This window comes from Microvirga aerilata (assembly GCF_016743775.1).
In the GTDB taxonomy this organism is placed as follows: Bacteria; Pseudomonadota; Alphaproteobacteria; order Rhizobiales; family Beijerinckiaceae; genus Microvirga; species Microvirga aerilata.
In genome coordinates, this window is record NZ_JAEQMY010000009.1 from 147,344 (window position 1) to 158,871 (window position 11,528).

Here is an 11,528-nt window from a genome sequence, read left to right on the forward strand (position 1 = left end):
CGAGGAACCGAGCACACGCGACCGAGGGAGACGATCTTGAAGCAGCGACCAGCACCGCGTTCCGCCGAGGCGATGAAGACCCTGACCGCAGGCCTCACCATGCTTGCAGCCACGGCGCTCGCCGGCACCGGCGCCCACGCCCAGCCTCCCCAGGAGGCCTGTGCGCGCTTGGCCAACCTGTTCATTCCGGCCTGGGCCATCGGCCTGCCCACCTCCGGCGCCGCTGAGACAAGGCTACGTGACGCAACAGGCACCGGGCTGATCGCTCGAAGGGCAGGCCTTAGCGGGCCGGCCCTTCGAACCCCGCCCGTGCCTCATGCACCGCCGCGCCAGTAATCCTCCATCTCGCGCTCGCGCCCGAGGTCCCGGCTCTCGTCGGAGAGGGCCGGCGCGGCGCGCAAGGCTTCTTCCGTGACGTCGGTGCGGTAGCCTTCGAGCTCCGTATCGTAGGTGAGCTTGTCCCAGGGGATCGTGTGGTGATGGGCGCCCACGCCGAAGAACCCGCCGAAGGTCGCGTCCACGTAGAGCACGCGTCCGCTCACCTTTTCGATCAGCAGCCGCTTGATGGTGCCGATCTGCGCGTTGTTGCGGTCGTAGACTGCCGTTCCCTCGACGCGGTCGCTCTCGATGATCGGCCTGGAGGACGCGGGCCGCTTGATCGGGCCGTACAGATAGAAGCCGTTTTCCAGGATGCCGGCAACAACCACCGCGCGGCTCACATCGAGCGTCCATTCCTCGTCGGCTTCGATGGTCTGCGTCAGGATCCAGGGTCCCAGGTCGGGCGGCAGCTTGCTGCCGCGCGGCTCGTCGGTGAAGCCGCGAAGGCCCGGAGAGTTTGCGGCCTGGAACACATGATAGGTTCTCACGACAGCCTCCCTCGTCACGAAGGGCGCCCCCGCATCATTGACTCACGATCACCGACGAAACGCAAGATGCGGCGCTGCGGGACCGGCCCGCTGGAGCCGACGCTCAGCGCACGGTCACCTGATCCTTGATCTTCTCGAAGGCCGTGCGGCGCAGCACCTTCTTGCGCATGAGGTCGTCGACGGAAGCGTAAGGGCGGCCTTTGATGATGGCGCGGCCGAGGGCGCCTGCGCCCTTGAGGCTGTTCAGCTGCGCGAAGGAGGCCGTGTTCAGATCGACGAGGGAGGTCTCCGCCGCAGCCAGGGGCTTTGCATCCGCAAGGCTCGCTTGCGGGGTGACGGTGCCCGTCATGTCCGTGTCGACGGGATCCGCAGGCGGCGGCGAGGCGACCGGCTTGAGGCTCGCCTGCGCTTTCAAGGGGGCCGCGTTGGCGGCGGGCGGAAGGGAAACTGGAAGGGAAACAGGCTGGTTCGAGGCGTCGGCGGGAACGTAGGAAGCAGCCTCCACGGCAGGGACCGCGCCACGGAGCGGCGGGTTGACCTCAACCGCCTCCAGGCGTGCGGTGTGGTTTACCAGGGTCGGCGGCTGCGGGATGGCAGGAGCCGCCTGCAGATCGGCTGCCGCGACCGCTCCCTGCGGCGACGGTCCGGTGCGGTGCGACCACCACGACAGGCCGAGGCCGCCGGCGGCCATGAGGCCGATCACGAAGAAGACGCGCATGGCCTGGCGCAGGGCGCTGTCCTGCGGCGTGCGGGGTTCCTGGGTTCGGGAAAGATTACCAATCTGCATGGGTACTCGCACAAGGTTCGCCGAAAAAATCCAGATTGGACGCAAGGGTTAAACCCCGGATGTGGCGCAGGCGTGGCAACGAAAGCCGATCGTTCCGCGTCGGCACGGGCCTGCGGCCTCGGCGCGGGAGCGGCCGCAACGCTATCACGGCGCGCCCTAAACCCGGCGCGGGCGTGCGGGCACGCCAGGGGGGCATTCGAGGGCGGCCCGGTCCCACCCGCCGCGGTCGGCCGCCGCCGCATAGGTGGTGACGAGAAAGTCGTGCAGCAGGGCATCGGGATCGGCGGCCCCGCGCAGGGTCTCGTAGGGCAGGATGAACTCACCCAGCGCGGTGTCGTAGGACGCGCCCGGCGTCACCGCCGCGTCGCGAAAGCCCGGCGGCTCGGGATAGGCATAAGCGTAGAAGGCGGCCTGCGGATAGGCGTCGCTGCCGGGCCAGAAGCCCGCGCTCGACACCTCGTGCGAATAGGCCTCGCGGGTGACGGCATCCGGCAGGCCCGGCACGCCGCCGGGATGGAGCGGCGCGTGGCGCCCGGAAAAGCGCGTGACAGCCAGATCGAAGCTGCCCCAGAAGAAGTGCACCGGCGACACCTTGCCGAGATAGCTGCTGCGAAAGAGCTTGAACACCCGGTCCGCCTGCACGAGGGCGCGCCAGAAGCGGTGCGCGGCGTCCGGGTCGTAGGATGCGTGGTACCAATCCTCGGAGAAGCGCACGGGATTGGGCACCTCGTTGGGCATCTCGTTGATGGCAACACGAATGCCGAGATCGGCCAGGAGGCCCACGAGGGCGGAATGAAAATCCGCGACGGCCTGCGGCTTCAGGTCCAGGTGCCGCTCGTCCCCGCGGCTGGTGCGAACGAGCAGGCGATGGGCGATGAAGTCGAACTCGATCTCCAGGATCTCGCGGCCCGCCGGTATGGGCGAGGTGCCGAGGCCCCGGGCGGTCACGTAGAGCGGCACGTGCCAGCCGTGATTGACCCAAGGGGTGAGCGAGAGGCGAACCTTGCCGACGATCTGGGTCCAGAGCTGCAGGGTCGCGGCCGTGGCCCGCCAGGCCGGATAAGGCAGCTCGGGCCAAGCGGATGCTTCGAGCCTGCTCCCTGCGGCGTCCTCGGGTTCCGCGGGCCGGGACGGGGATCCACGTTCACGCGCAGCAGCCATCGATTCCCTTCCCCTCCACCGGTCGCGCCATCTCCGGCCGGGAATGGCACGGGAGGGCCGAGCAGCCATTTCCTGACGCATCGTTCGACACGAAAACCCGGCTCCCGTTTCTCACGCGATGCCCCAGAGCGGAGAAGTATAGCGGGCGGGCCGCAGGCGGTGAACAACTCTTCGGAGCAGCCACGCGCCTGCGGCCGATGGGCCTCAAGCGGCCGGGCGCATGCCGGCGGTGATGGAGGTCGGGATCTCGATGTCGACCTCGAGCGTCGACACGGAGGCGCCGCGGTCCATCTTGATCTGCACGCTGTCCTGCGGCACCGCCATGTGCTTGGCGATCACGGCGAGGATCTCCTCGCGCAGGATGGCCACGAGATCGGACTCGCCGCCCACGATGGTGCGCTCATGGGCGAGCAGAACCTGAAGCCGCTCGCGGGCGACCGGTGCCGAGGTGCGGCGGTTGAAGAAGCTGAACAGGCTCATGCGGCCCTCCTGGCGAACAGTTTGCTGAACAGACCACGCTGCTTCTGCACCTCGACGGTCTGGCCCTGAAGCTTGCGCACCGCTTCGAGATAGGCGCGGGCGGGCGCGGAATTGGGGCTGCCGAGGGTGACGGGCGCGCCGAGGTTCGACGAGCGCAGCACCTCGGTGCTTTCCGGGATGATGGCCAGCAGCGGGATAGACAGGATGTCGAGCACGTCCTCCACCTTCAGGATCTCGCCGCGCTGCGCGCGGGCGGGATCGTAGCGGGTGAGCAGCAGGTGCTTCTCGACCTGCTCGCCGTTCTCCGCCTTCAGGGTCTTGGAGTCGAGCAGGCCGATGATGCGGTCGGAATCGCGGATGGACGACACTTCCGGGTTGGTGACGACCACGGCTACGTCGGCGTGGCGCATGGCCAGCGTCGCGCCGCGCTCGATGCCGGCCGGGCTGTCGCAGATGATCCAGTCGAACTTCTCGCGCAAGCCCTCGATGACGCGCCCGACTCCCTCGTCGGTGAGGTTGTCCTTGTCGCGGGTCTGGGAGGCCGGCAGCAGGTGCAGGGTCTCCACGCGCTTGTCGCGGATCAGTGCCTGCTCGAGCTTCGCGTCGCCCTTGATCACGTTGATCAGATCAAACACCACCCGCCGCTCGGCGCCCATGATCAGGTCGAGGTTGCGCAGGCCGACATCGAAGTCGATCATCGCCACCTTCTGCCCCGATTGAGCCAGCGCCGCGCCCAGGGCAGCCGTGGAGGTGGTCTTGCCGACGCCTCCCTTGCCCGATGTCACGACCAGTACTTTCGCCATCCTTGGTTCTCCTATCCCGTTCGAATCTGTGCTTGCGACGGCATCACCAGCAGGTTCCCCGGAGGACCGCAGAACATGTTCGGAGAGCGGAGGCGGCTTGAAGCTGTCGCGATTCCCTACGCTTTGTAAGGAAGCCTATTGCGCGCCAAGTATGGTTACCGGCTGGTTAACATTGCCGGCCCACGGGAGGTATTTTGGCGGAAAACCGCCAAAAATGACGGGTTCGGGCGAGATTGGAGAGGAGGTGCGGGCGCTACCCTCGAGGGCGGTGCATGCTCCCGCTGCGGCAGCGGGAGCGCCTGGGGTCCGGCGGCCCGCTGCCATAGCGGTGCCGGCGGTTCTTGCCATCCGGTGCTGCTCCGGAGGCAAAAACCGCCTTTGACGATGGGTGCGGCTCTTACTGCCCGTCCCGCTTCAGCCCGCCGGTATCCGCAGCCCCCGTCTGGGCGCCGCCGGTGCCGATGGCCCCCGGCGAGGTTGCGGGACCGCCGGCCGGCAGCGTTCCGCCGGGCTGCAGGGGCGTCGACAGGCCCGAAGGGGCGCTCGGCGGATTGGCCGAGGAGAACCAGTTGTCGTCGGCGGGGCTGCCGCCCGCACCGGGTGCGGTCGATGCGGTTGCACCCGTGCTTGCGCCCGTCCCTGTACCCGCCCCGGCACCCATGCCCGTCCCTGTACCCATGCCCGTCCCTGTACCCATGCCCGTGCCGGCGCCGTGAAGCAGGGCGTCGTCCGCCTGTCCGGCCTGGTCGGACATCCTGGCCGAGGAGGCCCGCGGGGGCGCGGATGCTCCGGCGCCGGAGGACATGCGGGTGGTGGATGATGCTCGTCCGGCCGTGGTGCGGGAGCCTTCGAGGCTGCGGTCGATCACGCCGCTTTCGAGCGGGAACGGCGGCTCGGGGCGCCGGGGCGCCGGGCGCAGGCCCCCGTTCTGCCGGGAGCCGGATTGCCCGGACCGATTCATGTTCCACAGGAGGGCGCCGGTCCCGATGGCGGCGATCCCGGCGAGGATCCCGAAGACCGTGCCCGTGGGAAGGCCGTAGCGGCTCGGCATGACCGACTGCGGCATATGCCAGCGGTCGGCCTCATAGGACGCGATGCGCTCGCGCTCGTAGGAGCGGCGCAGCTCCTTGAGCTCGCTCGGGGAGAAGACGCCGCGGGCGACGATCATCACCCCGTTCTCCTCCAGGGTGAAGGCGTGGCGGATGGAGCCCATGAGCTCCTTGAATTCGGTGGCCCATTCGCGGCTGTCCTTGTCCGGCCGGGCGGCGAGTTCGTCGAGCCGCCGCAGGATGGCCTCCTGCTCCCGTTCCAAGTCGGCGACGTAGCTCGCGGTGCGCTCGTGACCTGACAGGGCCGGGTAAAGAACGTTCTGCTGGGCCGCGATGTGGCGCTCCAGCTCGTCCTGGAGGTCGGCGAAAAGCTCGGCGCGGCTGTTCGGTCCGCTGCCGGTGGCATGCAGCACCTCACGGCAGAGCTCCTCGATATTCGCGTGATCGTTCGTCACCATCTGCCATAGGTCCATCGAAGCCTCCTTCAGAGCCTTTGCCTCATGCATGAACGGCTGTGGCGGGCACCTGTTCCGCCCGCAAAGGCGCTCGACCGGCAACCGAGGCGCAGGCGCTCCACGGAACCCGACCCGTGGAGCGCCCGGGGCCGCCGCGCAGGGATCAGCCGTTCGGCGAGATGCCGAAGTCGCTCGCGCGCAGATGGGCCAAGCGGACGTCCTCGATCGTCAGCACGAAGGATGCGGCGCCGTAGCCATAGGTGATCTGCACATCGTCGCCGGACTGGACGGCATAGTTCCCGTCGATCATCTGCCGGAATGTTTCGAACAGATCGCTCTCGATGGCGATCCGGTCGTAGCCGGGCTTGAAGTCCACGATGGTGTCGCGGCCATGGTTCGGCCGCCCGAAGGAGACCCAGAAAAGATCCCGGCCCAATCCCCCAAAGAGCCAGTCGTCGCCCAATCCCCCAAAGAGCCAGTCGTCGCCGCTTCCCGCATCCAGGAGGTCGTTGCCGTAGCCGCCGTCGAGGGTATCCCGGCCGTCGTTGCCGTGCAGCCTGTCCGTCCCGTGCTGGCCGCCCAAGGTGTCGTCGCCGCTGCCGCCCTTGACGGAATCGTCGCCGAAGCCGCCGTCGATGGTGTCCCTGCCCTGCTCGCCCCGCAGCTCGTCGACCCCATCGCCGCCCCGGATGACGTCGCTCCCGCCGCGCCCCAGGATCTTGTCGTCGCCGTAGCCCCCGAACAGGAAGTCGTTCTTGCCTCCGCCCTTGAGGTAATCGTCCCCGAAACCGCCCCAGAGCCAGCCTTGCCCTGTTTTGAGGAACAGGGTGTCGTCGCCGTCGCGGCCGGAGAGAAAGTTGTACTGCGCCGTTCCGCGCAGGCTGTTGTCGCCGTTGGTGCCGCTGAGCACGAGCGGCTTGACGGTCGATGGCAGCCAGATGCCGTCGATGCGGGCGCCGATGCCGGTCGGCGCATGCTCCAGGGTCGTGCCCGACGACAGGATGAGGGGGTTCGGGATCTCGGCGATCGAGATGCGCAGGCCCGCCAGCGGCGCATCCCCGGCCCCGAGATTGAGCCAGACCGATGAGTTGAGATCGATGTCCTTCTCGGTGTAGCCCCCCTGGCTTCCGAAGTTCGGCTGCTCGAAGAAGAACGAGAAGCCAGATTGTGCCGGGGACAGGAAAACGTCATCGCCGCGGGGAACGGACGTGGCGATCGCGAGGGCCTCGCCGGAGAGGGACAGATGGCCGGTGATGAGCTGCGCTTCCCTGTACCCGAATGCGGCGGCTCCATGCTGCGGGGACGCAAGATCGAAATCGTCGATATCCTGGTTCTGGTAGAGGCCCTCGACGCCGCCGTAGAAAACGTAGCGCAGGGTTTGCGGTGAGCTGGACATGTGATCTCCACTGCATGGGAGCAACGCGGGTGCGGAGCGGCTGTGCCACGTCCAATAATCATCCAAGGGCAAGGGCCTGTTCTTCTCGCCCGCAGATCCGCGTTCCTCCTAAGCCCCCGGCCCAATGTCTCAATTCAATGTAAGGTTGTATAGATGCCCGGAAGGATAGCATCCTCCTGAAGGGCGGTGCCCTCCCTTTCGCCGGCGGACTCGAAATGTACCCCGAAAGGTGTAAGGATCCCGGGCCTCAAGGGAGCCGATGCATCGACCATGACCCCATCGCCGCAAGACACACTCGCCGCCGGCCTGCCAACCTATGACGACGTGGCCGCAGCCGCCGCGCGCATCGGCGGCGCCGCCTTTCGCACGCCGGTTCTCACCTCCCGCACCGCCGATGAGCGCACGGGCGGAACACTGTTCTTCAAGGCGGAGAATTTCCAGCGGGCGGGAGCCTTCAAGTTTCGCGGCGCGTACAACGCCATCGCGCGGCTGTCCGACGACGCCAAGCGGCGCGGGGTCGTGGCGTTTTCCTCCGGCAACCATGCCCAGGCCATCGCCTATGCGGGCCAGCTGCAGGACGTGCCCACCGTGATCATCATGCCGAAGGATGCGCCGGCCATGAAGGTGGCCGCCACCCGGGGCTATGGCGGCGAGGTGGTCGCCTACGACCGCTACACGGAGGACCGCGAGGCGATCGGGCGCAGGCTCTCGCAGGAGCGCGGCCTGACCCTCATCCCGCCCTACGACCATGAGGACGTGATCGCCGGCCAGGGCACGGCCACCAAGGAGCTGATCGAGGAGGCAGGCCCCCTCGACATGCTGCTCGTCTGCGTCGGCGGCGGCGGCCTGCTCGCGGGCTCGGCGCTGGCCGCAAAGGCGCTCTCGCCGGACTGCCGCATCTACGGCGTCGAGCCGGAGGCGGGCAACGATGCGCAGCAATCGTTCCGCTCAGGAAGCATCGTGCGGATCCCCGTGCCCGTCACCATCGCGGACGGCGCGCAGACCACCTATGTGGGCGGCAAAACCTTCCCGATCATTCAGGCGCTCGTGGACGACATGCTCACCGTGTCTGACCAGCAACTCGTGGACACCATGCGGTTCTTCGTGGAGCGCATGAAGATCGTGGTGGAGCCCACCGGCTGCCTTGCGGCCGCGGCGGCGCTCAACGGCATCGTGCCCTGCCGGGGCAAGCGCGTCGGCATCATCATCAGCGGCGGCAACGTGGACCCGAAGGCGCTCGCGGGGTTCTTGGCCGGGTAGGCAGACGGGCTTTTCGGCATGCAGTCCCGGGGGGCGCACGGCGACGATCCGGGGTTTTTCAAACCAGCCCGACACTGTCATCCCGGGGCCGCTTAAGCGGAGCCCGGGATCCATAGCCACTAGCGGTGCAGAATGATGCGCAGCGCTGATCGCCTCGTCCGAAGACGTCGTGGTTATGGATCCCCGCCTGCGCGGGGATGACAGTGTTGAGGTTCCGGCATCCTCCCTGCATCCTATCCCGCGTTCTGCTCCGCTCGCCCGGGATGACGAGAGGGTGTCAGGAAAGGCGCATTCCTCTACCGCCCGGCGCGCACCACGACCGCCATGCCGTCGTGATCGCCTGTCGTGAGCTTCGGATCGTGGATCAATGCGTTGCCGAGATCCACGAACCCGCTCACCTTGAACGCGGTGCTTCGGTCGAGGCGTTGCGTGAAGTCGTCCCGCGCCCGGTTGAACGAGCCGTAGCGATGCGGCGGATAGCGGAGCGGATCGACCTCCTCGCGGCTGAAGGCGCCGGTGAACAGATAGCCTTGCTCGAATGCGTGCGGCCCGAAGATCCGGCCGTGGTTGTTGCTGACCTCGAACACGTCGTTGGAGAAGGCATCGTCCCGGCCCTGCGGCAGTTGCGTGTAGAGCTGCCCGCCGATGAAGCCCCGATAGCCTGTCGAATGCCCGAAGCGGATAGGGTATCCGGCGTGGGCGGCCGCCGCCAGGAGCCTCGCCTTCGCATCCTCGGCGCTTGACGCGCCCTCGTCGACGATGATCACGTTGATCGGCTCGCGCAGGTTCCTGCCCTGATAAACTTCGCCGAGCCAGTCGGACGGCACCCCTTGGCTCGTGAGCATCCATTTGCCGATGGCAGGCAGGCCCGGCACTGTTGCAGCATCGGCATTCTGCTGCGAGCGAGCCTCGAAGGCTGTTGCCGTCAGCGCGGCACAGAGGGCGAGAACACGAAAAAAGCCTTGTCCCACTCGTCTCCCCCGGCGATGCGGCCCCTTGTCGGGCCGCATCAGGAGAGCACGATCCGGGCCCGCAGGCCACCGGATTTCAGGCGGACGCCTTCACGGCCACAACGGCATAGCGATGCTGCGTGGCGCGTTCGAGCCCTTTGAGCAGCGGCAGGTTCTTCGCCTGCTCCCGGTGAATCGGCTTGAGATTGCGGTCGATGGCCGTTTGGGCGAATCCGGCATCGCGCAGCAGGGAGGCGACCTCCTGCGCCCGCGCGCCGTTCGAGAAATAAACCCGCTTGAGGATGCGCTCATGGGTTTCGCGCATGGCGCTGGGCGCGTGCGGCGCTCCCGCAAGCCCCGGCACCAGCCGCTCGACGAGGCGGATCATGCGCCGGGCAAGGGTGTCGGACACGGAATCGCCGTCCACGACGAGAAGCCTGCCGCCCGGCCTGAGAAGCGAATGCCATTCGCGAAACGCCGCCTTCGGGTCGACGAGCGTCCACACCAGGTGGCGGGTGACGAGCACGTCGTAGCTTCCCGGCGCCTCCAGGGTGCGCTCGGCGTCTCCCATGACGAAGCGGATATCCGCGCCGGTGCGCGCGGCTTTCATGCGCGCCTGCTTCAGCATCGCCTCGGACCAGTCGAGCCCCGTGACGTCGAAGCCGAGGCCGTGGAGCAGATGGGAGATCACCCCCGTGCCGCTGGCCAGATCGAGCGCCCTGCGGCCCTCGCCCGGGCCCAGATGGCGCAGGAACAGCGCGCGCCAGGCCTCGCGCTCCCCTTCCGAGAAAATCTCGTGACCCACCTGCTCGTCGAAGGTCGCCGCGCGGGCCGACCAGTAGTCGCGGATTTCGTCGCGCAGCGTGTAGTTCGCATTCATGGGGAGGCTCATGGCATAAATGGTTTTCGGCGCTCCTCTAGTCGCAAATCCGCAAGTCGTCAAATTGTAATCATTATAAACTGCAGAATATAATTGTTCTAAACTACAGATGTTGGAGTTTTCATTAAAGTAGTTCTAAAAGATAATTCTTGCACTGTAGTCGAGCCCACCTTAGGAGAAGCCCGCTTTCTTCCTGATGCGAGGCGCGTGATGCAACTCTCCAAACTGGTTATCGGTGCCGCCCTGGCGCTTGCAGGGCTCCTGCCCGTCTCCTCCCATGCGGCCGGCTCCAAGATCACGGTCACGGACATCACCGGCCGTCAGGTCGAGGTCAGGGCGCCTGCCGAGAAGGTGATCCTCGGCGAGGGGCGGCAGATGTATTTCGTCGCGGCCCTCGACACGGACCAGCCCTTCCGGCGCGTCGTCGGCTGGCGCGACGACCTGCAGAAGGCGGATCTCGACGGCTACAACGACTACCTCGCCCGGTACCCGCAGATCGGCAAGATCCCGACCTTCGGCGGCTTCAAGGAAGGCACCTTCGACGTGGAGCAGGCCGTCTCGCTCCAGCCCGACGTGATCATCCTCAACGTCGAGGCCAAGACCGCCACAGACGACGCCAAGCTCATCGAGAAGCTCGCCAAGATCGACATCCCGGTGGTGTTCGTGGACTTCCGCGAGAAGCCCTTCGAGAACACCGACCCGAGCATGCGCATCATCGGCAAGCTGTTCGGCAAGGAAGCGCGTGCGGAAGAGTTCATCGCGTTCCGCAAGGAGCAGATCGAGCGCGTCACGCAGACGCTCGCCCAGGCGAACCCGGCCCGGCCGCTCGTGATGATGGAACGCGCCGGCGGTTACTCCGACGATTGCTGCATGTCCTTCGGCAACGAGAACTTCGGCAAGTTCGTGGAGGTCGCGGGCGGCCGCAATCTCGCAGCCTCGATCATTCCCGGCACCTTCGGCGTCGTGAACCCGGAGCAGATCATCGCCTCGAACCCCGACCACGTGATCGTCACGGGCTCGAACTGGGAGCTTTACGTTCCCGGCGGCGCATGGGTGGGCGTGGGCTCGGGCGCCAACAAGGCGAAGGCCCGGGAGAAGCTTGCGGCGCTGATGAAGCGTCCCGCCTATACGGGCGTGAAGGCCGTGAAGGACAGCAAGGTGCATGCAGTCTGGCACCAGTTCTACAACAGCCCCTACCAGTTCGTCGCCATTCAGGCGATGGCCAAGTGGCTGCACCCTGAGCTGTTCCGGGATCTCGATCCCGAAGCGACCATGAAGACCCTCTACGAGCGCTTCCTGCCCGTGCCCTACAAGACCGGCTACTGGGTATCCCTCACCGACAAGGAATAAGGCTCTTGGCCCACTCTCCCGCCATCGCCATGCCGCAGGGACGCGGTGCCTACCGCGTCCTCGTCCAACGCAAGAAGCTCGTGCTTCTTGC

General features: G+C 66.9%; 12 protein-coding genes. 3 read left to right on the top strand and 9 right to left on the bottom strand.

Annotated elements, in window-relative coordinates:
- The first annotated feature begins 36 nt into the window (after nt 1–36).
- Complete coding sequence (locus JKG68_RS08815) at nt 37–336, top strand: hypothetical protein (RefSeq protein WP_202058262.1); 300 nt, start codon at nt 37–39, stop codon at nt 334–336.
- Here JKG68_RS08815 and JKG68_RS34505 read toward each other — a convergent pair.
- From JKG68_RS34505 to JKG68_RS08850, 7 genes are all read right to left on the bottom strand, one after another.
- Entirely contained in the window at nt 315–866 is a 552-nt protein-coding gene (locus tag JKG68_RS34505) for a PRC-barrel domain-containing protein (RefSeq protein ID WP_202058264.1), read from the bottom strand. The two genes, JKG68_RS08815 and JKG68_RS34505, sit on opposite strands and share 22 nt — an antisense overlap.
- A 103-nt stretch (nt 867–969) precedes the next feature.
- Nucleotides 970–1,653 carry a ComEA family DNA-binding protein gene (locus JKG68_RS33325; RefSeq protein ID WP_246515227.1) on the bottom strand — a complete coding sequence of 228 codons (684 nt, stop codon included), beginning with the start codon at nt 1,651–1,653 and terminating at the stop codon, nt 970–972.
- 156 nt (nt 1,654–1,809) lie between these two features.
- Nucleotides 1,810–2,814, bottom strand: a complete 1,005-nt coding sequence (locus JKG68_RS08830; protein ID WP_246515228.1) for a DUF5996 family protein — start codon at nt 2,812–2,814, stop codon at nt 1,810–1,812.
- 204 nt (nt 2,815–3,018) lie between these two features.
- On the bottom strand, nt 3,019–3,294 hold the full coding sequence (minE, locus tag JKG68_RS08835; RefSeq protein ID WP_202058266.1) for a cell division topological specificity factor MinE: 276 nt from the start codon (nt 3,292–3,294) through the stop codon (nt 3,019–3,021).
- On the bottom strand, nt 3,291–4,097 hold the full coding sequence (gene minD / locus JKG68_RS08840) for a septum site-determining protein MinD (RefSeq protein ID WP_202058268.1): 807 nt from the start codon (nt 4,095–4,097) through the stop codon (nt 3,291–3,293). The genes minE and minD overlap by 4 nt, the downstream gene beginning before the upstream one ends.
- A gap of 397 nt (nt 4,098–4,494) precedes the next feature.
- Complete coding sequence (locus JKG68_RS08845) at nt 4,495–5,619, bottom strand: hemerythrin domain-containing protein (protein WP_202058270.1); 1,125 nt, start codon at nt 5,617–5,619, stop codon at nt 4,495–4,497.
- Between the two features lie 145 nt (nt 5,620–5,764).
- The gene (locus JKG68_RS08850; RefSeq protein WP_202058272.1) at nt 5,765–6,997 is read right to left on the bottom strand and encodes a calcium-binding protein; all 1,233 of its coding nucleotides are present in this window, start codon (nt 6,995–6,997) and stop codon (nt 5,765–5,767) included.
- 270 nt (nt 6,998–7,267) lie between these two features.
- On the opposite strand from JKG68_RS08850, the gene JKG68_RS08855 reads away from it, so the two are divergent.
- Nucleotides 7,268–8,257: a threo-3-hydroxy-L-aspartate ammonia-lyase gene (locus JKG68_RS08855; protein WP_202058274.1), complete on the top strand. Its 990-nt coding sequence runs from the start codon at nt 7,268–7,270 to the stop codon at nt 8,255–8,257.
- Nucleotides 8,258–8,553: 296 nt separating this feature from the next.
- Here the strand turns inward: JKG68_RS08855 and JKG68_RS08860 are convergent, their stop codons facing one another.
- Together JKG68_RS08860 and JKG68_RS08865 are read right to left on the bottom strand one after the other, a co-directional pair.
- Nucleotides 8,554–9,228: a hypothetical protein gene (locus JKG68_RS08860; RefSeq protein WP_202058276.1), complete on the bottom strand. Its 675-nt coding sequence runs from the start codon at nt 9,226–9,228 to the stop codon at nt 8,554–8,556.
- A gap of 76 nt (nt 9,229–9,304) precedes the next feature.
- Entirely contained in the window at nt 9,305–10,087 is a 783-nt protein-coding gene (locus JKG68_RS08865; RefSeq protein WP_202058278.1) for a class I SAM-dependent methyltransferase, read from the bottom strand.
- 210 nt (nt 10,088–10,297) lie between these two features.
- Between JKG68_RS08865 and JKG68_RS08870 the strand changes: the two genes are divergently transcribed.
- Nucleotides 10,298–11,437: an ABC transporter substrate-binding protein gene (locus JKG68_RS08870; RefSeq protein ID WP_202058281.1), complete on the top strand. Its 1,140-nt coding sequence runs from the start codon at nt 10,298–10,300 to the stop codon at nt 11,435–11,437.
- The last annotated feature ends 91 nt before the right edge of the window (nt 11,438–11,528 follow it).

Bases quoted from the DNA above. Each gene is read 5' to 3' on its own strand.
- JKG68_RS33325 (WP_246515227.1), bottom strand. From the start codon at position 1,653: ATGCAGATTGGTAATCTTTCCCGAACCCAGGAACCCCGCACGCCGCAG.
- JKG68_RS08830 (WP_246515228.1), bottom strand. From the start codon at position 2,814: ATGGCTGCTGCGCGTGAACGTGGATCCCCGTCCCGGCCCGCGGAACCC.
- minE (WP_202058266.1), bottom strand. From the start codon at position 3,294: ATGAGCCTGTTCAGCTTCTTCAACCGCCGCACCTCGGCACCGGTCGCC.
- minD (WP_202058268.1), bottom strand. From the start codon at position 4,097: ATGGCGAAAGTACTGGTCGTGACATCGGGCAAGGGAGGCGTCGGCAAG.
- JKG68_RS08845 (WP_202058270.1), bottom strand. From the start codon at position 5,619: ATGGACCTATGGCAGATGGTGACGAACGATCACGCGAATATCGAGGAG.
- JKG68_RS08850 (WP_202058272.1), bottom strand. From the start codon at position 6,997: ATGTCCAGCTCACCGCAAACCCTGCGCTACGTTTTCTACGGCGGCGTC.
- JKG68_RS08855 (WP_202058274.1), top strand. From the start codon at position 7,268: ATGACCCCATCGCCGCAAGACACACTCGCCGCCGGCCTGCCAACCTAT.
- JKG68_RS08865 (WP_202058278.1), bottom strand. From the start codon at position 10,087: ATGAATGCGAACTACACGCTGCGCGACGAAATCCGCGACTACTGGTCG.
- JKG68_RS08870 (WP_202058281.1), top strand. From the start codon at position 10,298: ATGCAACTCTCCAAACTGGTTATCGGTGCCGCCCTGGCGCTTGCAGGG.